This window comes from Pseudomonas glycinis (assembly GCF_054871425.1).
On record NZ_JBTYHF010000008.1, the window covers coordinates 47,722 to 68,221 of the forward strand.

Here is a 20,500-nt window from a genome sequence, read left to right on the forward strand (position 1 = left end):
AATTAGTAGTGCGACGAGGCGGGGCTGGCGTTGGCTGCGTTCAGGTTTTCACCCTGAAAGCCGCCGCCCAGCGCTTGCATCAGTTGAATCGACAGGTCGATCTGCTCGGCATTGAGGGTCGCCAGCTGACGCTGGGTCTGGAGCAATTGCTGCTCGATGCTGAGCACGTCCAGGTAGCTGCCGATGCCGGAACCGTAACGCTGGACGACGGTGTTGTAAGAATCCTGAGCGATGTCGGTGGCGTGTTGCTGCGCGCCGATCTGCCGGCCGATATCGCGCAGCTGGTTGATCGTATCGCCGACATCGCCGAGGGCTTTCACCAGACTTTTGTTGTACTGCGCCACCGCCAGATCGTAATCGGCGTCGCGCGCATCGAGGTTGGCGCGCAGGCGTCCGCCATCGAAAATCGGCAGCGACACGGTCGGCGCGATGTTGAAGAAGCGGCTGGCCGAACCGAACATCGCATCACCCAGCAACGACTCGGCGCCGGCCGAGGCCGACAGATTGAGGTTGGGATAGAAACGGGTTTTCGCCGCATCGATGTCTTTGCTCGCCGCCTCGACACGCCAGCGCGCCGCGACCAGATCCGGGCGGCGGCCGAGCAGTTCCGCCGGCAACACCGACGGCACCGCCACGGCGCTGGCTTGCAGGACTTTCGGTCGAGCGATTTCGTTGCCGCGATCCGGGCCTTTGCCGAGCAATACCGCCAAGGCGATTTTCGCGCTGTTCAAGCGTTTTTCCGCGTCGATCAGGCTGGCCTGAGAACTGGCTTCCAGACTCTGGGTTTGCTGGAACTGGTACTGGCTGTCGATCCCCGAACTCAAGCGGCGCTGACTGAGGTCGAGCATTTGCCGGGTGCGCTTGAGGTCTTCGCTGGCGAGGTCATAAACGATGTGCGCCTGACCGAGATCGCTGTAAGCGCGGGCGACGTCAGCGGCGAGGGTCAGTTGCGCGGCCTGACGGTCGACTTCAGCAGCGCGAGCCTCGCCGAGTGCGGCTTCCCAGGCATCGCGCTGACCGCCCCACAAGTCGAAGTTGTAATTGAAACCGGCGCTGACATTGCGCACCGTCGCATAGGCACCGCCCTGCCCCAGCGGATCCTGATCACGAGCCAGCCGCGAACGGCTGATGCCGGCGCTGGCATCGAGGGTCGGATAACGCTCGGCATCGGCGGCATAGGCGGCGGCACTGGCCTGATGAGCGCGGGCTGCGGCGATCTGCATGTCCGGGCTGTCGTGCAGGGCTTCGCGGATCAGGCCGTCGAGCTGCGGATCGCCGAGGCTGCTCCACCAATCGCTTTTCGGCCACGCCGCCGGCGACAGGGTGACGCCGTCCAGAGACTGCGCTGTCTTCAGGCTCTTCGCGTCGAGGCGTTGGCCTTGAGTGTCGAGGCCGCTGTAGTTGGCGCAACCGGCGAGGATCATCGCCGACAACAGCAGCGTCAGACTGCTGCGCAAAATGTTAGCGCTCATTGTGATCACCTAGACGCTGGATGGTGATCGGGTCACCGGCGGCCAGCAGGATTTTCTTGAGGATGTATTCGAGGGTTTTCAGCTCTTCGCGGGAGATCGCACCGGCCAGCTCATTCATCGCATCGGCACCGATGTGCGGCAGACGATCAGCCAGGTGCTGGCCCTGCTCGGTCAGTTTCAATTGCACCTGACGGCGGTCGCCTTCGCTGCGCTGACGAAGCAGAAAAGCCTTCTGCTCGAGACGATCGAGCATGCGCGTCATCGACCCGCTATCGAGCGACAGATGCCGGCACAGCTCAGCCGGGGTGTCGACGCCGAACTGGGCCATGATGATCAACACCTTGAACTGCGCGGCGGTAATGCCGTGGGGCTCCATGTGGGTATCGATGATCCGGTCCTTGAGCAGCGCGGCACGACCGAGCAACAGGCCGAGGTGGCAATGTTTGAATTCTTCCGGGGTGAAATGCTTCATGGTTCGACCTGATAACTGCCTAGGCAGTGAATGTATGTCGAGATGTTACTGCTTAGGCAGCGAATGTCAACGCAATAGTTAGGGGGCTTTGTAATTAATCACTGACCGGCCACGCGGGATCGTTCCCACGCTCCGCGTGGGAACGATCATTGAAGGGAGCGAGAGCTAGAAATCCCGCTTGTAGAAGATATCCAGCGAGCTCGCCACGCCGCTCGCCGCTTCGACGTAGACCTTCTTGCTCAGCTTGTAGCGCAAGGCGATGGTGCTGGCCGGTTCGAAGACGCCGACGCCGTAGCGCAGGCTGAGTTTTTCCGAGATGTTGCCGCTGGCGACGACGCTGGTGTCGTTGCCGCTGCCTTGGGTGTCGAGTTGGAAGTCCTGAATACCCAGATCCTTGGCCAGGCCGCTGGTGATCCCGGCGCTGCCCATCAGACCCAGACCCAATGCCGCTTGCGCGAGCATATTGTTATCTTCGCCGCTGGTGCTCAGCGGACGGCCCAGCACCAGGTACGACAGCGCCTGTTCCTGACTCATCGCCGGTTCGGAGAAGATCTGCGTGGTCGGTTGTTCGGCGCTGCCGCTCAGGCGAATACCGGCGATGACGTCGTCGGTCTGGCGGATCGCTTCGATGTCCAGATACGGCTGGTCGATGGGACCGGCGAACAACAGACGCGCGCGACGCACCGTCAGGCGCTGGCCATAGGCGCGATAGCGGCCGTCGTTGAGCCAGAGTTCGCCACGGGTGTCCATGTTGTCGCCGATGTGCACCTGACCTTGCAGGTTGGCGGTCAGACCGAAACCGGCGAAGCTCAGCTTGTCCTGGCCGACGATGACGTCGATGTCCATTTTCATCGCGATCGGTGGTTTGCCCTCTTCCGTCTGCGCACCGACGATGATCGTGTCGTCGGAGACCTTCACGGTTGATGGCGGCAGTTCGCGCACGGTGATTTCGCCTTTCGGCACCAGCACCTTGCCGGCAACTTTCAGCTCATCGCCGGCCATGGAAATCTTCAGGTCCGGGGCCATTTCCAGTTTGGCGTAGGGTTCGACGCTGACCGGCAATTGCGTGCCCTTGAGCGCCAGATCGACCACCAGTGCCTGACCCCAGGCGACGTTGCCGTTGAGGCTGCCCTTGCCAGTCTTGCCGCTGTCCCAGCCACCGTCCAGGCGCACCGATTCGCCGGCGATTGCCGCCGTCAGTTGCAGATTCTGCAGCTCCATCGGCAGTTCGGCGCCGGACACCTCGCCGTCGCTGAGCTGCACGGTGCCGTTGACCAGCGGTGCGAGCAGGCCACCGGAAATAGCGCCGCTGCCGTTGAGCCGGCCGGTGAGTTTTTCCACCATCGGCACGAATGGCCGCGCCACCGACAGATCGAGGCCAGAGAGGCGGAACGAGCCGCTCAGCGGTTTGTTTTTCGGCAGCGGATTGAGCTGCGCCTGGACCAGCAATTCGCCGAGTTTGCCGCCGACAAAATTGAGCTCGGTGTCGACGCGCTTGGGCGTGAGCTTGCTGCTGAGTTTGAGGGTCTGGTAGGGGAAATCCAGCCAGCGATCCTTGTCGCGCACGCGCAGGGTGCCGCCGCTGGCATCGACACTGACCACGCCGTTCGGGCCGCTGGCCGGAAGGTCCAGTTGCAGATCGGCGTTGAGCCGGCCCTGCCAGGCGAAGTCCTTGGGCAGCCATTGCGCAAGGCTTTCGATCGGGAATTGCTTGAGGTGATAACGCAGCTTCGGCTCGGGCATCAGGCGCTGGTCTTCGCCACACAGGCTGGCGTTGCCGGACAGCCAGCAATGCGCGCCGAAATTGATCTGGCCGTCCGCCATGCGTTCCAGCTTGGCCGGGCTTTGCAGCTTCCAGTCCTGGCCACCGGCCTGAATGTCGCCACTGGCCAAGCGTCCGCGCCAGTTGCCCTTGTCGAGATTGCCGTCCAGCCCCAGCGCCAGTTTCAGCTTCGGTCCGATCAGGTCGAGATTGAGTTTCTGGCTTTTGATATCGCCCTGAGCACTGGCGGTCAGGGTGCCCAACGAGGTATCGCCAGTCTGAATGCCGCTGCCTTTGAGATTGATCTTCGCCCGCTGCGCACTGTCGAGCGTGGCGTCGAGGTTGAGGCTTTGCAGACGGTTGTCCTGAAAGGCCAGTTGCGAACCTTGCAGATCGAGCTTGCCTTGCGGCGCCTCCAGCGTGCCGGCGACGTTGACCTGACCGTTGACCTGACCGCGCAATTGCGGCCACAGCTGGGCGAGACGCGGCAGCTTGATGTCGATCTGCCCGCCGAGTTTGTCCTGCAGGCTGCCCTTGCCGTTGATGCTGTTATCGCCGAGGCGGATCTGCAGGGCGTTGAGGTTCCACCGCTCGCCCGCGCCGTCAGCCTTGGCCTGCAGGACCGCCGGCTGACCGCGCAATTTGCCTTTGAGGTCGAGGTCGGCGCTGAGGCTGAGCTGATCATTCTTCATCTCGCCTTTGCTCTGCAACGGCCCGGCCAGAGTGCCCGGCAGTTCGGCGACCCAGTACGCCGGGTTGAGCGCCGACAGATCCAGCGCGGTATCCCAGGCGATGCCGTCGGCGAAGCGCACATTGACGTGCCCTTCGGCCTTGCCCTGCCCGGCCTGCATGACCAGTTGCGGCAAAGCGATCTGTTCCAGACTGCCGCTGAACGGACTGCTCAAGGTGAACGCGCCGGCCGGGCCATCCAGCGCCGCGTCGAAATTACCGAGGTACTGGCCGTCGGTGTAGGACACTTCGCCGGTAAAGGTGCGCAACGTCACTTGCGGCTCGTCGATTTCCGGATAGAGCCGGTGCCACGGGAAGTCTTGCCAGTTGATATTGGCCTGGGCGCTGAGGCCCTTGCTCCAGTCGACATTGCCGGTGAGCTTGAGGCTTTGCGTGTCGTTGGCGTTGAGGTCGAGGCCGGCGATCTGCGCGCCATTGGCGTCGACCTTGCCCTTGAGCAGCAGCGCCACTGGCGATTTTTCGGCGGGCAGCGTGGCGTTGCCGAGCAGTTGGTAACCGTTTTTCAGGTCGCCTTCGCCGGTGAGCACAAGCTGATTGAATTGCAGGGTGTCCGGCAGATCGGCGCTGGGTTTGAACGCGTCGCTGGTGATGCGCAGCTTGGCCGGCAGGTTTTCCGCCAGCGCTTGCAGTTCACCGTTCAACTGGCCGTCGAGGTAGCCACGGCTGTCGGCGTGCAGGTTGAGGGTTTTCAGCAGATCACCTTCAACTTTCAGCGCCAGCGTCCACGGCTCGCTGCGGGGAGACGGCAAAGTCAAATCGCCCTGAATCGTCAGCGGCCAGTTGCCGCTCGGTTGCAGCAGGCCGGACAGGTTCAGGCTGAGCTCGTCGCGCTGCAATTTCACGCTGTCGATCTGCAGGCCCTGAGCGGTCCAGTGCGCCGCCAGTTGCAAGCCCTTGAGTTGTTCGCTGCCGTTGAACAACAGGCTGCCCACCTCGACGTCGCCCAATTTGACGGCCAACGGCAATTGCAGGTCCGGCAGTGTGATCGGGCCGCTCTCGGTGGTTTCTTCGCTCGGCGGGAATTGCAGGATTACCTGATCGGCCTTGAGCTGATCGATGCACAAGGTCATGCGCGTCAGGCACAGTGGCGACCAGGCGAAGATCGCCTTGTTCAGCTCGACACGGCTGGTGTCCTGCTGCCACACCAGGTGATCGGCGCTCCATTGCCCAGCGAGGCGACCGTGGAAATTCTCCACGCTCAGACCCGGCACCAGGCCCAGCGCCCAACGACTGCCGGCCTGCGTGCCAAGCAGTGCGGCCAGGCTCAAGACGATCAACAAGACCAGCGCCAACAAAGTCAGCGCTGTTATTTTCAAACCACGCTTCACAGCTCAGGCCCCATGGAAAAGTGCAGCCGGATGCCGCCGTCGTCGTCCAGCGCGTGGGCCAGGTCAAGGCGGATCGGCCCGACCGGTGAGACCCAGCGCACACCCACACCGACCCCGGTCTTGAGGTCGGGCAGTTCGAGTTTGTTGAAAGAGTTGCCTTGGTCGACGAAGGTCGCGACCCGCCATTTCTCGGCGATCGAATATTGATACTCGACGCTGCCGGCCACCATGTAGCGACCGCCAATCCGTTTGCCATCGGAATTTTTCGGCGACAGGCTCTGATAGTCGTAACCGCGCACGCTCTGATCGCCACCGGCAAAAAAGCGCAGCGATGGCGGAATCGAGTTGTAGCCGTTGGTGGCGCTGCCGCCGACCTGCACGCGGCCGAGCAAGCGGTGCTTGTCGAACACCGTGGTCAGGCCTTTGACCAGCGCGGTGCCATATAAAAGGTTGTTGTCCGAACCGAGGCCTTCCTTGGCCACTTTGCTTTCGAAGCTCAGGCGATAGCCGTTGCGCGGGTCGATGCGGTTGTCGCTTTTGAGATACGAATAACTGATGCCGGGCATCAGCAGCGTGCTCAGGCCGGAGTCGTCGCCGAGTTCGTATTCTTCACGTTGCCATTTCAGCGAGATCACCCGCTGCCAGCCGCTGGGCAACTTGCTGTGCCATTCCGGGCCGAAGGTCAGCAGTTTGCTGAGGGTGTCGGAGCCTTCGATGTCTTCGAACTGATAGCCACCGGCCCAGCGCAATTTGTCGGTCAGTGGCGGGTCGAGCGGGATGTCGTAGAACAGCCCGACGTTCTGCCGGGGCGCCGAGAGCTCGGCCTCCCAGCCATAGCTGTCGCCCTGCGGGTTGACCCAGTGACGCGTCCAGTTGGCCTTGATCCGTGGCCCGACGTCGGTCGAATAACCGAGGCCCAGGCCCATCGTGCGCGGCTTGCGCGTGTCGAGTTTGACGGCGACCGGAATCACATCGTTCTGCGCTGCCGTCGGTGCTGCATCGACGCGCACGCCTTCGAAATAGCCGCTCGATTGCAGGTCGCGGTTAAGCTCGGCGATCAGTTCCGAGTCGTATGGCTCGCCTGCCTTGAACGGCACCATGCGTTGCAGCAGGTCTTCGTCGAACGGCGTGTCGCCCTCGAAACTGACTTTGCCCAGCGCATAACGCGGGCCGCTGTCGTAGATCAATTCGATGTCGGCCACGCCCGCGCGCGGATCGACCATGAGTTTCTGGCTGGTGAAATGACCGCTGAAGTAACCGAAGCGCGAGGCCTGGTTCTGGATCACTCGTTTGGCGTCTTCGTAACGGCCATGGTTGAGCACGGCGCCGGACTTGAGCAGGTCGCTTTTCGGTACGCGAAAGGATTTCAGCGAGGCCGCCGGGCCATCGACACGCACGGTGACGTTGCGCAGGCGAATCGGCTCGCCGGGATCGATGTTCAGCACCAGACGCGGTTTTTCCCCGCCCTTGACGTCACTGTCGATCTGCGGCTGATAGTAGCCCAGCGCCTGCGCCGCTTTGCGCGCCTGCTCTTCGGCACCGCGACTGAAACGCAGCAAGGCTTCTTCGTCGCGATCGCCGAGGCTGCCGATATAGCCTTCTATATTGGCCTTGAGTTCATCGTTGGACGGCTTGATCCGTACATCCAATTCACTTTGCGCCAGCGCCGCGCAGCTGGATAACAGCATCAGCACGCCGCTGGTAAATCTTCGTGGAAACTTCATAGGCGCGGATGCTATCACGGGCTCGGGAGCCTGATAGAACAGGTAATTTGTGAAGAAGTTCGATCGTTATCCCGTTGCTGTTTGTAACACCTGCGGATTGGCGTGGAAAAATACGTGTTCGCGCACCGGCCCGACGGCAACCTCGCCGATCTCCTGATAACCCTGCCTTTTATAGAATTCCAGGTAGCGCGGGTTGCCGGTGTCGAGCACCACCCCTTGCGAGGTTTCATCGACGGCACACCAGTTGTGCACGGCAGTGAGCAACTGTTCGCCGTAGTGCTTGCCCTGGAACTGCGGATGCACACCGAGCAGCGGCAGCATGTGCACCGAGTCACCCGGCACGCACGCGGCGACGGCATCGTGGTATTTCAGATAACGCCGGGTGCAGCGAAAACCGGTGCTGAGCACCATGCGCAAGCGCCACGCCCAGCTTTCGGTAACGCCCAGGCGCCGTTGCGGCGGTGCGATCAGGGCAATGCCGATCAGGCGATCGTTGACCAACAGGCCGATCGCCGGCAGGTCCTGGAGAAAATGCTGTTTGACCAACTCGCGAACCGTCGCGCGCACGCGTTGTTCGTAGCCGGGACGTTCGGCTTCGAACAGGTAGCCGAAGGTCGGCTCGTGGCGATAGGCCTGATACAGCAACGAGCGGGCTTCGCGTGAATAGCCGCGGTCGAGCATGTGGATGTCGGCAACGGCGGACTGGGTTTCAGGCATTGCAGTGATTCTCCCCGGGGGCGCGCTCGGAGGCTGGCGCGCTTGTTGGTACGAACCTTGGGCGGATGTGGTGGTTCCCCTGACAGGTATAGACCAAGTCGGGATCTTCATCGATCTTGCCGGCCTCTTCGCGAGCAGGCTCGCTCCCACAGAGGCGCTGCATAGGGCATCACAAATCCCACAGGTGAAATTGATTTGTCCCACACTGGCCCATCTCCCCCATGTCAGCTAGCATCGCCCTTTTGCCAGGACTGCCGACCATGAAGATTGTTTCCTTCAACATCAACGGACTGCGTGCCCGTCCGCATCAGCTGGCAGCGCTGATCGAAAAACATCAGCCCGACGTGATCGGCCTGCAGGAAACCAAGGTCCACGACGACCAGTTCCCCCACGATGACATCTGCGCCCTCGGCTACCACGTGCACTTCCATGGCCAGAAGGGCCATTACGGTGTCGCCCTGCTCTCGCGCAACGAACCGATCACCATCCATAAAGGCTTTGCCACTGACGAAGAAGACGCGCAGCGGCGCTTTATCTGGGGCACTTTTGCCGATGCCAACGGCGTGCCGGTGACGATCATGAACGGCTATTTCCCACAAGGTGAAAGCCGCGACCACCCAACCAAATTCCCCGCCAAGGAGCGTTTCTACAGCGATCTGCAAGCGCTGCTGGAAAGCCAGTTCCACAACGAACAGCCACTGGTGGTGATGGGCGATGTGAACATTTCCCCGGAAGACTGCGACATCGGCATCGGCCCGGACAACATGAAGCGCTGGCTGAAAACCGGCAAATGCAGCTTCCTGCCGGAAGAACGCGAGTGGATGGCGCGCCTGAAGAATTGGGGCCTGACCGACAGCTACCGTCACCTCAACCCCGACGTGAGCGACATGTTCAGCTGGTTCGACTATCGCAGCCGTGGCTTTGAAGATGAGCCGAAGCGTGGTCTGCGGATTGATGTGATTCTGGCGTCCCATGGCCTGCTGCCACGGGTCAAGGATGCCGGCGTGGACTACGAACTGCGCGGCATGGAAAAACCATCGGATCATGCGCCAATCTGGCTTGAGCTGGCCTGATCCAGCCTGAGGGAATTTTCATTGTGGGAGCGAGCCTGCTCGCGAATGCGGTGGATCGCCGACGAATTTTTCGACTGACGCGCCGCCTTCGCGAGCAGGCTCGCTCCCACAGGCAGTCCCCTGTCATATTTCGGTCACGCGCCTGACTTAATCTCCCCGGCAATCCCCTTGGCTTGATTCGGTGCCGGCATGACCCTGCGTGTTCTCTGCGTTTTCCTGTTGAGTGGCTGGCTGTCGGTGTCCGCCGCCGCCCTGCCGATCCCCGAAAACGGCCCGGCATTGCGCATTCAGGGCTCCAACACCATCGGCGCCGAACTTGGCCCGGCGCTGGTCGAAGGCCTGTTGCAGGAACAAGGCCTGCTGAAAATCCACCGCGAAACCCCGGACACCGCCAACGAACAACGCATCGTCGGCCAGACCGCACAAGGGCAACGCGTGATCATCGAAGTCGCCGCTCACGGTTCCAGCACCGGTTTCGCTGCGTTGAAAAACGCCAGCGCCGATCTGGCCGCCTCTTCCCGCGAGATCAAGGACAGCGAGCTGCTCGCCCTGCAAACCCTCGGCGATCTGAAGAGACCGGCAGCCGAGCAAGTCATTGCCATCGACGGCCTGGCGATCATCCTCAACCCGGCCAACCCGCTTGAGCATTTGAACACCGAGCAACTGGCGCGGGTTTTTGCCGGCGAAGTGAAAACCTGGGAAGAACTCGGTAGCCGTGGCGGCGCCATTCATTTATATGCGCGGGATGATCAGTCCGGGACGTACGACACGTTCAAGGAACTGGTCCTGAGCCGGCTTGGGAAAAGTCTCAGCAGCGCGGCGAAGCGTTTCGAATCCAGCGAGCAGTTGTCCGACGCGGTCAGCGCCGATCCGCAAGGTATCGGCTTCATCGGCTTGCCTTACGTGCGTCAGGCCAAAGCCGTGGCGATTGCCGACGGCGCCTCGCAAGCGATGTTGCCGCTGAACAGTCTGATCGCCACCGAAGATTATCCGCTGTCGCGGCGCTTGTTCTTTTATCTGCCGCCGGACAGCCGCAATCCTTGGGCGCAGGCGTTGGCAACGTTCGCGCAAAGTCCACAGGGACAGGCGATCGTCGCGACTAGCGGTTTTATCAGCCAGACCGTACAAGCCATGAGCGTGACGCCGAATGCGCTGATGCCCGAGGGTTACCAATCCCTCAGCCGGCATGCTCAGCGTCTGACAGTGAATTTTCGTTTTGCCGAGGGCAGCGCCAGTCTGGACAACAAGGCGCGGCAGGATCTGGCGCGGGTGCTCGACTATATAAAGCGCAATGGCAAGACCGAGCGGGCGGTGACGCTGGTGGGGTTTGGTGATTTGAAGGATGACCCGGCGCGGGCCGATCTGCTGTCGAAGCTGCGAGCGATGGCGGTGCGGCGCGAGCTGGTCAGGAACGGTGTGGTCATGCGCGAAGTACGCGGCTTTGGTGCGCTGATGCCGGTGGCGACCAACAGTGCGGATGAGGGGCGGATCAAGAATCGGCGGGTTGAGGTTTGGGTGTATTGATCCTGACGCCTGATCGTTCCCACGCAGAGCGTGGGAACGATCAGACTGGGGGGAATGCGAATGAGGCGACGCGGTTTTACTGACCGCTGCGCAACATCTCCTTCGGCACATACTTGCCGATCTCGAACTTGCCAATCGCCGCGCGGTGCACTTCGTCCGGGCCGTCGGCCAGACGCAGGGTGCGCTGCATCGCATACATATAGGCCAGCGGAAAATCGTTCGACACCCCGGCCCCGCCGTGCATCTGAATCGCCCGGTCGATCACCCGCAAGGCCACGTTCGGCGCGACGACTTTGATCTGCGCAATCTCGCTTTTCGCCACTTTGTTGCCGACGGTGTCCATCATGTACGCCGCTTTCAACGTCAGCAGACGCGCCATGTCGATTTCCATCCGCGAGTCGGCGATCTTGTCGATGTTGCCGCCCAGACGCGCCAGCGGTTTGCCGAATGCGGTGCGGCTCACCGAGCGTTTGCACATCAGTTCCAGCGCACGTTCGGCCATGCCGATCGAACGCATGCAGTGGTGAATCCGCCCTGGGCCAAGGCGACCCTGGGCGATTTCGAAGCCGCGTCCTTCACCGAGCAGGACGTTTTCGTACGGCACCCGCACGTTATCGAACAGCACTTCGGCGTGACCGTGCGGTGCGTCGTCGTAACCGAACACCGGCAGCGGCCGGACGATTTTCACCCCGGGGGTATCGACCGGCACGAGGATCATCGAGTGCTGGGCGTGACGCGGCGCGTCGGGGTTGCTCAGGCCCATGAAGATCAGAATCTTGCAGCGCGGATCGCAAGCGCCGGAAGTCCACCATTTCTTGCCGTTGATTACCCACTGATCGCCGTCACGCACAGCTCGGGCGGCCATGTTGGTCGCGTCGGAAGACGCCACGTCAGGCTCGGTCATGGCGAACGCCGAACGGATCTCGCCGCGCAGCAGCGGCTCGAGCCAGCGCTGTTTCTGTTCTTCGTTGGCGTAGCGCACCAATACTTCCATGTTGCCGGTGTCCGGCGCCGAGCAGTTGAACGGCTCCGGCCCCAGCAGGGAACGGCCCATGATTTCCGCCAATGGCGCATATTCGAGGTTGCTCAGGCCGGCGCCCAGCTCGGACTCAGGCAGAAACAAATTCCACAGCCCTTCAGCCTTGGCCTTGGCCTTGAGCTCTTCCATGATCGCGGTCGGCTGCCAGCGATCGCCCTCGGCGACCTGGCGTTCGAACACCGCTTCGGCCGGGTAGACGTAAGTGTCCATGAACGCAGTCACGCGCTCACGCAGTTCCTGAACCTTGGGCGAATAAGCGAAATCCATGGGTAGTTACCTTCTCGGGCAGAGGTTGTTCAAGTCATGCAATCGATGCTAGAACAGCGCTGATCATTTACCTAGCCTATTCTCGGCGTGTATAAACATTCATCACCAATATATGATCCGCTGATCGTCAGCCCCAAAACACTTGCACTTAATAACAAGAGAAGCCGCGTTATGAATCTGAGCAAGGTCGACCTGAACCTTTTCATCGTCTTCGACGCGATCTACACCGAAGCCAACCTGACCCGCGCCGGGCAGATTGTCGGGATCACCCAGCCGGCGGTGTCCAACGCGCTGGCGCGGTTGCGCGAAACTTTCAACGACCCGCTCTTCGTGCGTACCGCTCAGGGCATGGTGCCCACGCCGATGGCGCAGAACATCATCGGCCCGGTGCGCAACGCCCTGTCGCTGCTGCGCGTATCGGTGCAGGAAAGTCGCATCTTCAACCCGGCGCAGGCGGTCAAGACCTACCGCATCAGCATGACCGACCTGACGGAAGCAATCATTCTGCCGCCACTGTTCCAGCGCCTGCGCCGCCTGGCGCCGACGGTGATCATCGAAAGCTTTCTGTCCAAGCGCCGGGAAACCACCAAGGAACTCGCGGCCGGGCGTCTGGATTTCGCCGTGGATGCGCCGCTCAACACCGACCCGCAGGTGCGCCACGTCAAGCTGATGGACGACCGTTACGTCTGCGCCATGCGCAAGGGCCACCCAATGGCGAGCAAGGAAAAACTCAGCCTCGATGACTACCTGTCGCTGACTCACATCCATATTTCCAGCCGCCGCAGCGGTCTGGGTTATGTCGATCTGGCGCTGGGCAAAATGGGCATCCAGCGCAAGATCGCCCTGCGCTCGCAGCACTATCTGATGGCCTCGCAAGTGATGCAGCAGACCGACATGGTCATGACCGTGCCGGAACGCTTCGCCCGCCGCCATGATTTGCAGTCGTTCAATTTGCCGGTGAATGATGTGCCGTCGGTGGAAACGCATTTGTACTGGCACGAAAGCACCGACCAGGACCCGGCCAACCGCTGGATGCGCGAGCAGATGATCGAGTTGTGCCAGCAGGTGACGGCGCAGGAGAAGAAGCTGGAGAAGGTTTAAGACACGACACCGTGTCACCGTTCTTCGCGAGCAAGCTCGCTCCCACAGGGTTTTCTGTCGAACACAAATCCTGTGTTCACACACATCCACTGTGGGAGCGAGCTTGCTCGCGAAGGGGCCTGTACAGACAACCACAACCATCCTTCTTGACGTAAACGTAAACCACCGATTAGCTTAGCGCCATGCCCCTTTTCCGAGCGCTTTCATGAGCAGTCAGACCTATAGCATTTCCGACCTCGCCCGCGAGCTGGACATTACCACCCGGGCGATCCGTTTTTATGAAGAGCAAGGCCTGCTCAGCCCCGAGCGTCGTGGTCAGGAACGTATCTATTCGCCGCGCGACAAGGTCACCCTGAAGCTGATCCTGCGCGGCAAGCGCATCGGTTTTTCCCTGGCCGAATGCCGCGAGCTGATCGAACTCTACGACCCGTCCGGCGGTAACACCAAACAGCTCAACAGCATGCTGGCGAAAATCAGCGAACGCCGCGAACAGCTCGAACAGCAGTTGCTGGATATCGAACAGATGAAGCTCGAGCTGGACACTGCCGAAGAGCGCTGTGTCCAGGCGCTGGAGCAGACGCTCAAGAGCCAGCAGGCGATCTAAAGATTCACCACTTCCCCTGTGGGAGCGAGCTTGCTCGCGAATACGGTCTGACATTCAAAATATCTGTCACTGACCCTACGCTTTCGCGAGCAGGCTCGCTCCCACAGGGTTCTTCGTGAACTCAAAAAACAGGCAGGTCCCACCCATGTCCCTCCCCTCCCAAGTACGCCTGATCGAAGTCGGCCCGCGCGATGGCCTGCAGAACGAAGCCCAGCCGATCAGCGTCGCTGACAAAGTGCAACTGGTCGATGCCCTGAGCGCCGCCGGGCTCGGCTACATCGAAGTCGGCAGTTTCGTCTCGCCGAAATGGGTGCCGCAGATGGCCGGCTCCGCCGAAGTGTTCGCGCAGATTCAGCGCAAACCCGGCGTGACCTACGGCGCACTGGCGCCGAACCTGCGCGGTTTTGAAGACGCGCTCGCCGCCGGGGTCAAGGAAGTCGCGGTGTTCGCCGCCGCCTCCGAGGCGTTCTCGCAGCGCAACATCAATTGCTCGATCAGCGAAAGCCTGGCGCGGTTTGCGCCGATCATGGAGGCCGCCAAACAACACGGCGTTACCGTGCGCGGTTACGTTTCCTGTGTGCTGGGCTGCCCGTATGAAGGCACGGTTGCGCCGGAGCAAGTGGCGATGGTCGCGCGCGAGCTGTACGCGATGGGCTGCTACGAAGTGTCGCTGGGCGACACCATAGGCACCGGCACGGCCGGCGCGACCCGGCGCCTGTTCGAGGTGGTTTCGGCGCAGGTGCCACGGGACAGACTCGCCGGGCATTTCCACGACACCTATGGCCAGGCCATGGCCAACATCTACGCCAGCCTGCTCGAAGGCATTGCGGTGTTCGACAGCTCTATCGCCGGCCTCGGCGGCTGCCCGTACGCCAAAGGCGCGAGCGGTAACGTTGCCACCGAAGACGTGGTGTACCTGCTCAATGGCCTGGGCATCGAGACCGGTATCGACCTGGACGCCTTGATTGCCGCGGGCCAGCAGATCAGCGCAGTGCTCGGCCGCCCGAGCGGTTCGCGAGTGGCCAAGGCGCGCAGCGCGCAGTGAGGTGTTACCGCTGCGTCAGTGATGTGGGCAAAAGCGAGTAACACGGAAACAAATTGTCTGGCTTTGCCCCAAGCTGAAAAAGCCTCGAAATCATAAGTAGTTGATTCAAGAGGGTTTTTAAAAGTTGGCACGACACCTGCTATCTCTATCGCATAACAAGAATAAAAAGCCGCAAACCAATAAAAACAAGACGAAACGACTCTGACATAACAAGAACAACACGGCAGAGACGCAGCTAACAGATTTTTTTGGAGAAGGTGTGCTTTTCAGGGTGCTCTCAGGAGTGACCCGCAACCGGGCAGAGAACAATAAAACTACCTTCAGGTAGCTCCCGAATCGGTTGGATCGTTAAACGAGAAAGCAGATCAGCGCTCAAAAAAATACGTTTGCTCTTGACCCCGGATGGGGGTCGCCAAAAAGCTGTACAGGGCCACGGTTGCCAAAAACAACAACAGACCGACCCTCAATAATAAAAAGAGCACGCAACGACAAATTAAAGGGGAGCCTCGGCTCCCCTTTGTGCTTTCTGTGATTCGTCTCTCTATCACTGCATCCCTGTGGGAGCGAGCCTGCTCGCGAAAACGGTGTGCCAGACACATTTGCGCTGAATGACACACCACATTCGCGAGCAGGCTCGCACCCACAGAAGTTTTGTGATTATCCCTCGATTGTTTTCAGCTCCTCGATACTGATCTCGCGCATCCTGAATTTCTGGATCTTGCCCGTCACCGTCATCGGAAACGCGTCGACGAATTTGAAGTAACGCGGTGTCTTGAAATGGGCGATGCGTTCCTTGCACCAGGTTTGCAGCTCCAGCTCCGAGGCGCTGTGGCCGGGGTGGAATTTGATCCAGGCAACGATTTCCTCACCGTAGCGTGAGCAGGGAATGCCGATCACCTGCACGTCGGCCACCGCCGGATGGGTGAAGAAGAACTCCTCCAGCTCACGGGGGTAAACGTTCTCGCCGCCACGAATGATCATGTCCTTGTTACGCCCGGCGATGTTGACGTAACCCTCCTCGTTCATGCTCGCCAGGTCGCCGGTGTGCATCCAGCCGGCCTCATCGATGGCTTCGGCGGTGGCCTGCGGGTTGTTCCAGTAACCGAGCATCACGCTGTAACCGCGCGTGCACAATTCGCCAATGGTGCCGCGCGGCACGAGGTTGCCGGCGGTGTCGATGATCTTGCTTTCCAGTTGCGGCTGGGTGCGCCCGACCGTGGTGACGCGCAATTCCAGCTCATCAGCAGGCCCGGTCTGCAGCGACACCGGGCTGGTTTCGGTCATGCCATAGGCGATCTGCACTTCGCTCATGTGCATTTCGTTGATGACCCGGCGCATGACCTCGATCGGACAGGTGGCGCCGGCCATGATCCCGGTGCGCAGGGTCGACAGGTCGAAGGTCTGCCGCTGCGGCTGATCGAGCATGGCGATGAACATGGTCGGCACACCGTACAGCGCCGTGGCTTTTTCCTCGGCCACCGCTTGCAGGGTCAGCGCCGGATCGAACGCGTCATTGGGGTAAATCATCGTGCTGCCATGAGTGACGCAACCGAGGTTGCCCATGACCATGCCGAAGCAGTGATAGAGCGGCACCGGAATTACCAGACGATCGGCCGCCGTCAGGCCGAGGCTTTCGCCGACCATGTAGCCGTTGTTGAGAATGTTGTAGTGACTGAGGGTCGCGCCCTTGGGGAAACCGGTAGTGCCGGAGGTGTACTGGATGTTCACCGGTTGATCGAAATGCAGGCTGGTGCTGCGTTCGCGCAGCTGTGCGGACGAGACGCTGGCGGCCAGATCGCTGAGCTGCAACCACGGCAGAAAACCGGGCGGCGGATTGGCATCGAGGCTGATCACGCCGCGCAGCTCCGGCAGGCGTTCGCTGCGCAGGTGACCGATGGGGTGCTCGGCCAATTCTGGCGCCAGGCTCTGGAGCATTGCGTGGTAATTCGAGGTTTTGAACGCTCCGGCGCAGACCAGCCACTGGCAGCCGGATTGCTTGAGCACGTACTCGAGTTCGGTGCTGCGGTAGGCGGGATTGATGTTGACCAGGATTACGCCGATCTTCGCCGTGGCGAATTGGGTGATGCACCACTGCGCGCAATTCGGCGCCCAGATGCCGAGGCGATCGCCGGTCTGCAAGCCCAGTGCGAGCAAGGCCCTGGCCTGCTCATCCACCGCGTCGGCCAGTTGCCGCCAGGAGTAACGCAACTGTTGATGGCGCACCACCAAAGCCTCGCCGTCCGGATGTTGTGCGACAGTCTGATCGAAGCGCTGACCGATGGTCATCGCCAGCAGGGCTTGGTCCTGAGAGCCACGGGTGTAGCTGCGCTGCGGGTTTGCACTGGGTTGATCCATGATGACCCCTATTGTCTTTATTAGTGGGTTTTCCCGGTTTTGAATCCCTGTGGGAGCGAGCCTGCTCGCGAATACGCTGCGTCATTCACCCTTTAGGGCGACTGATACAGCGCTTTCGCGAGCAGGCTCGCTCCCACCAGAAACAAACCGATATCTGATCCTGAACTGCCCTTACTCTCGCCCAAGTTGACGCTTACGTAAAGCCGATTGACAGTCGATCTCTGGAAGCTTTACGTTAACGTAAAGCTGAACGCCGATTCGTCGTGCGCTCCACCCGATAAAAAAGCCAAAAGGTGCCACATGAGCTATCCATCCCTGAATTTCGCCCTCGGTGAAACCATCGACATGCTGCGCGATCAGGTGCAGTCCTTCGTCGCCGATCAGATCGCCCCGCGTGCCGCGCAGATCGACCACGACAACCTGTTCCCCGCCGACATGTGGCGCAAATTCGGTGACATGGGCCTGCTCGGCATCACCGTGCCGGAGGAGTACGGCGGCGCGGGTCTGGGTTATCTGGCGCACGTAGTGGCGATGGAAGAGATCAGCCGTGGCTCGGCGTCGGTGGCGTTGTCCTATGGCGCGCACTCCAACCTTTGCGTCAACCAGATCAACCGCAACGGCAACCACGAACAGAAAAGCAAATACCTGCCGAAGCTGATCAGCGGCGAGCACGTCGGCGCCCTGGCGATGAGCGAGCCCAACGCCGGTTCCGACGTGGTCTCGATGAAACTGCGCGCCGACAAACGCGGCGACCGCTTCGTCCTCAACGGCAGCAAAACCTGGATCACCAACGGTCCGGACGCCAATACCTACGTGATCTACGCCAAGACCGACCTGGAAAAAGGCCCCCACGGCATCACCGCGTTCATCGTCGAGCGTGACTGGAAAGGCTTCAGCCGCAGCAACAAGTTCGACAAGCTCGGCATGCGTGGCTCCAACACCTGCGAGCTGTTTTTCGATGACGTCGAAGTACCGGAAGAGAACATCCTCGGTGTGCTCAACGGTGGCGTGAAAGTGCTGATGAGCGGCCTCGATTACGAACGCGTGGTGCTCTCCGGCGGCCCGACCGGAATCATGCAGTCGTGCATGGACCTGATCGTGCCGTACATCCACGACCGCAAGCAGTTCGGCCAGAGCATCGGCGAATTCCAGCTGATCCAGGGCAAAGTCGCCGACATGTACACCCAGCTCAATGCCAGCCGCGCCTATCTGTACGCGGTGGCCCAGGCCTGCGAGCGCGGCGAAACCACCCGCAAGGACGCTGCCGGGGTGATCCTCTACACCGCCGAACGCGCCACGCAAATGGCCCTCGACGCGATCCAGATTCTCGGCGGCAACGGCTACATCAACGAATTCCCCGCCGGCCGCCTGCTGCGCGACGCCAAGCTCTACGAAATCGGCGCCGGCACCAGCGAGATCCGCCGCATGCTGATTGGCCGCGAACTGTTCAACGAGACGAAATGAATCTCGTCAGCTGCAAGCCGCAAGCTACACGCTGCAAGAGAACCACGCTCTCGCCCCAACTTGCAGCTTGCCGCTTGTAGCTAGAAGCTGCTTACGGAGTAAGCCCCATGATTCTGCACACTCAGCTCAACCCGCGTTCAGCGGAGTTCGCCGCCAACAATGCGGCGATGCTCAAACAGGTTGACGCGCTGCACACCCTGCTCGCTCAAGTCGCGCAGGGCGGCGGTGTCAAAGCTCAGGAACGCCACACCTCGCGGGGCAAATTGCTGCCGCGCGAGCGCATCAATCGCTTGCTAGACCCCGGCTCGCCGTTTCTCGAAATCAGCCAACTTGCCGCCCATGCGGTTTACGGCGAAGACGTGCCGGCTGCCGGGGTGATCGCCGGCATCGGTCGCGTTGAAGGCGTTGAATGCATGATCGTCGCCAACGATGCGACGGTGAAAGGTGGCTCGTATTACCCGCTCACCGTGAAAAAACACCTGCGCGCGCAGACCATCGCCCAGCAGAATCGCCTGCCGTGCATTTATCTGGTGGATTCCGGTGGTGCCAACCTGCCGCGTCAGGACGAAGTGTTTCCGGATCGCGAGCACTTCGGGCGGATCTTTTTCAATCAGGCCAACATGAGCGCCATGGGCATCCCGCAGATCGCCGTGGTCATGGGCTCGTGCACCGCCGGCGGCGCGTATGTGCCGGCGATGGCGGACGAAGCGATCATGGTGCGCAACCAGGCGACGATTTTCCTCGCCGGCCCGCCGCTGGTGAAAGCCGCGACCGGTGAAGTGGTCAGCGCCGAAGATCTGGGCGGCGCCGATGTGCACTGCAGGACCTCCGGCGTGGCCGACCATTACGCCGAGAACGATGAACACGCCCTCGCCCTCGCCCGCCGCAGCGTCGCCAACCTCAACTGGCGCAAGCTCGGCGAGGTGCAGCAGCGCACGCCGATTGCGCCGCTGTACCCCAGCGACGAGCTGTACGGCGTGGTTCCGGCTGACGCCAAGCAGCCATTCGATGTGCGCGAAGTGATCGCGCGGCTGGTCGACGGTTCGGTGTTCGATGAATTCAAAGCGCTGTTCGGCACCACGCTGGTCTGCGGTTTCGCGCATTTGCACGGCTACCCGATCGCGATTCTGGCAAACAACGGCATCCTCTTCGCCGAAGCCGCGCAGAAAGGCGCGCACTTCATCGAACTGGCCTGCCAGCGCGGCATCCCGCTGCTGTTTCTGCAGAACATCACCGGTTTCATGGTCGGCCAGAAGTACGAAGCCGGCGGCATCGCCAAGCACGGCGCCAAACTGGTGACCGCGGTGGCCTGCGCCAAAGTGCCGAAATTCACCGTGATCATCGGCGGCAGCTTCGGTGCCGGCAACTACGGCATGTGCGGTCGCGCTTACGATCCGCGTTTCTTGTGGATGTGGCCGAACGCGCGGATTGGCGTGATGGGCGCCGAACAGGCCGCAGGCGTTCTGGTGCAGGTCAAACGCGAACAAGCCGAACGCAGCGGTCAGGCGTTCAGCGCCGAGCAGGAGACCGAGATCAAGCAGCCGATTCTCGATCAGTACGAAGAACAGGGTCACCCCTACTACTCCAGCGCGCGGCTGTGGGACGACGGCGTCATCGATCCGGCGCAGACCCGCGACGTACTGGCCCTGGCCTTGTCCGCGTCGCTGAACGCGCCAATCGAACCGAGCCGCTTCGGCGTGTTCCGGATGTGATGTTTTTTTGTGGGAGCGAGCCTGCTCGCGAATGCGCTCTGTCAGGCAGCGGATAGATCGACTGATACCCCGCTTTCGCGAGCAGGCTCGC

The 20,500-nt window shown here is 61.3% G+C and carries 14 protein-coding genes; 7 read left to right on the forward strand and 7 right to left on the reverse strand.

Annotated features, from left to right (window positions below; translation table 11 throughout):
- Window positions 1–2 precede the first annotated feature (2 nt).
- The 5 genes from ACYSTU_RS19300 to ACYSTU_RS19320 all read right to left on the reverse strand — a co-directional run bounded on the left by ACYSTU_RS19300 (window position 3) and on the right by ACYSTU_RS19320 (window position 8,225).
- Window positions 3–1,472 (reverse strand): efflux transporter outer membrane subunit, encoded by a 1,470-nt coding sequence (locus ACYSTU_RS19300; protein WP_499000971.1) that lies wholly within the window; start codon window positions 1,470–1,472, stop codon window positions 3–5.
- Complete coding sequence (locus ACYSTU_RS19305; RefSeq protein WP_125918078.1) at window positions 1,462–1,944, reverse strand: MarR family winged helix-turn-helix transcriptional regulator; 483 nt, start codon at window positions 1,942–1,944, stop codon at window positions 1,462–1,464. The genes ACYSTU_RS19300 and ACYSTU_RS19305 overlap by 11 nt, the downstream gene beginning before the upstream one ends.
- 165 nt (window positions 1,945–2,109) lie before the next feature.
- Complete coding sequence (locus tag ACYSTU_RS19310) at window positions 2,110–5,784, reverse strand: translocation/assembly module TamB domain-containing protein (RefSeq protein WP_499000974.1); 3,675 nt, start codon at window positions 5,782–5,784, stop codon at window positions 2,110–2,112.
- Window positions 5,781–7,508: an autotransporter assembly complex protein TamA gene (locus ACYSTU_RS19315; protein WP_016775302.1), complete on the reverse strand. Its 1,728-nt coding sequence runs from the start codon at window positions 7,506–7,508 to the stop codon at window positions 5,781–5,783. Before ACYSTU_RS19315 ends, ACYSTU_RS19310 begins: the two co-directional genes overlap by 4 nt.
- Window positions 7,509–7,574: 66 nt before the next feature.
- Window positions 7,575–8,225, reverse strand: a complete 651-nt coding sequence (locus ACYSTU_RS19320) for a GNAT family N-acetyltransferase (RefSeq protein WP_499000978.1) — start codon at window positions 8,223–8,225, stop codon at window positions 7,575–7,577.
- Between the two features lie 260 nt (window positions 8,226–8,485).
- On the opposite strand from ACYSTU_RS19320, the gene xthA reads away from it, so the two are divergent.
- Window positions 8,486–9,298, forward strand: coding sequence for an exodeoxyribonuclease III (xthA, locus tag ACYSTU_RS19325; protein WP_499000981.1), 813 nt, complete (start codon window positions 8,486–8,488; stop codon window positions 9,296–9,298).
- Between the two features lie 189 nt (window positions 9,299–9,487).
- Window positions 9,488–10,822 carry a substrate-binding domain-containing protein gene (locus ACYSTU_RS19330; RefSeq protein ID WP_499000984.1) on the forward strand — a complete coding sequence of 445 codons (1,335 nt, stop codon included), beginning with the start codon at window positions 9,488–9,490 and terminating at the stop codon, window positions 10,820–10,822.
- A 76-nt stretch (window positions 10,823–10,898) separates the two neighbouring features.
- Here the strand turns inward: ACYSTU_RS19330 and ACYSTU_RS19335 are convergent, their stop codons facing one another.
- Window positions 10,899–12,128 (reverse strand): acyl-CoA dehydrogenase, encoded by a 1,230-nt coding sequence (locus ACYSTU_RS19335; RefSeq protein ID WP_016775307.1) that lies wholly within the window; start codon window positions 12,126–12,128, stop codon window positions 10,899–10,901.
- A gap of 171 nt (window positions 12,129–12,299) precedes the next feature.
- Here ACYSTU_RS19335 and ACYSTU_RS19340 point away from each other — a divergent pair, with 171 nt between their 5' ends.
- The 3 genes from ACYSTU_RS19340 to ACYSTU_RS19350 all read left to right on the forward strand — a co-directional run bounded on the left by ACYSTU_RS19340 (window position 12,300) and on the right by ACYSTU_RS19350 (window position 14,878).
- Window positions 12,300–13,229 (forward strand): LysR family transcriptional regulator, encoded by a 930-nt coding sequence (locus ACYSTU_RS19340; RefSeq protein ID WP_136493755.1) that lies wholly within the window; start codon window positions 12,300–12,302, stop codon window positions 13,227–13,229.
- A 205-nt stretch (window positions 13,230–13,434) separates the two neighbouring features.
- Window positions 13,435–13,833, forward strand: coding sequence for a MerR family transcriptional regulator (locus tag ACYSTU_RS19345; protein WP_016775309.1), 399 nt, complete (start codon window positions 13,435–13,437; stop codon window positions 13,831–13,833).
- A 145-nt stretch (window positions 13,834–13,978) separates the two neighbouring features.
- Window positions 13,979–14,878, forward strand: coding sequence for a hydroxymethylglutaryl-CoA lyase (locus ACYSTU_RS19350; RefSeq protein ID WP_041477111.1), 900 nt, complete (start codon window positions 13,979–13,981; stop codon window positions 14,876–14,878).
- Between the two features lie 657 nt (window positions 14,879–15,535).
- Here ACYSTU_RS19350 and ACYSTU_RS19355 read toward each other — a convergent pair.
- Window positions 15,536–17,233, reverse strand: a complete 1,698-nt coding sequence (locus ACYSTU_RS19355) for an AMP-binding protein (RefSeq protein WP_499000989.1) — start codon at window positions 17,231–17,233, stop codon at window positions 15,536–15,538.
- 300 nt (window positions 17,234–17,533) lie between these two features.
- Here ACYSTU_RS19355 and ACYSTU_RS19360 point away from each other — a divergent pair, with 300 nt between their 5' ends.
- The gene (locus ACYSTU_RS19360) at window positions 17,534–18,697 is read left to right on the forward strand and encodes an isovaleryl-CoA dehydrogenase (protein ID WP_016775311.1); all 1,164 of its coding nucleotides are present in this window, start codon (window positions 17,534–17,536) and stop codon (window positions 18,695–18,697) included.
- 107 nt (window positions 18,698–18,804) lie between these two features.
- Window positions 18,805–20,409, forward strand: a complete 1,605-nt coding sequence (locus ACYSTU_RS19365) for a carboxyl transferase domain-containing protein (protein WP_499000993.1) — start codon at window positions 18,805–18,807, stop codon at window positions 20,407–20,409.
- The last annotated feature ends 91 nt before the right edge of the window (window positions 20,410–20,500 follow it).

Coding starts and splice junctions, on each gene's coding strand:
- ACYSTU_RS19300 (WP_499000971.1), bottom strand. CDS start 1,472: ATGAGCGCTAACATTTTGCGCAGCAGTCTGACGCTGCTGTTGTCGGCG.
- ACYSTU_RS19305 (WP_125918078.1), bottom strand. CDS start 1,944: ATGAAGCATTTCACCCCGGAAGAATTCAAACATTGCCACCTCGGCCTG.
- ACYSTU_RS19315 (WP_016775302.1), bottom strand. CDS start 7,508: ATGAAGTTTCCACGAAGATTTACCAGCGGCGTGCTGATGCTGTTATCC.
- ACYSTU_RS19320 (WP_499000978.1), bottom strand. CDS start 8,225: ATGCCTGAAACCCAGTCCGCCGTTGCCGACATCCACATGCTCGACCGC.
- xthA (WP_499000981.1), top strand. CDS start 8,486: ATGAAGATTGTTTCCTTCAACATCAACGGACTGCGTGCCCGTCCGCAT.
- ACYSTU_RS19330 (WP_499000984.1), top strand. CDS start 9,488: ATGACCCTGCGTGTTCTCTGCGTTTTCCTGTTGAGTGGCTGGCTGTCG.
- ACYSTU_RS19335 (WP_016775307.1), bottom strand. CDS start 12,128: ATGGATTTCGCTTATTCGCCCAAGGTTCAGGAACTGCGTGAGCGCGTG.
- ACYSTU_RS19340 (WP_136493755.1), top strand. CDS start 12,300: ATGAATCTGAGCAAGGTCGACCTGAACCTTTTCATCGTCTTCGACGCG.
- ACYSTU_RS19345 (WP_016775309.1), top strand. CDS start 13,435: ATGAGCAGTCAGACCTATAGCATTTCCGACCTCGCCCGCGAGCTGGAC.
- ACYSTU_RS19350 (WP_041477111.1), top strand. CDS start 13,979: ATGTCCCTCCCCTCCCAAGTACGCCTGATCGAAGTCGGCCCGCGCGAT.
- ACYSTU_RS19355 (WP_499000989.1), bottom strand. CDS start 17,233: ATGGATCAACCCAGTGCAAACCCGCAGCGCAGCTACACCCGTGGCTCT.
- ACYSTU_RS19360 (WP_016775311.1), top strand. CDS start 17,534: ATGAGCTATCCATCCCTGAATTTCGCCCTCGGTGAAACCATCGACATG.
- ACYSTU_RS19365 (WP_499000993.1), top strand. CDS start 18,805: ATGATTCTGCACACTCAGCTCAACCCGCGTTCAGCGGAGTTCGCCGCC.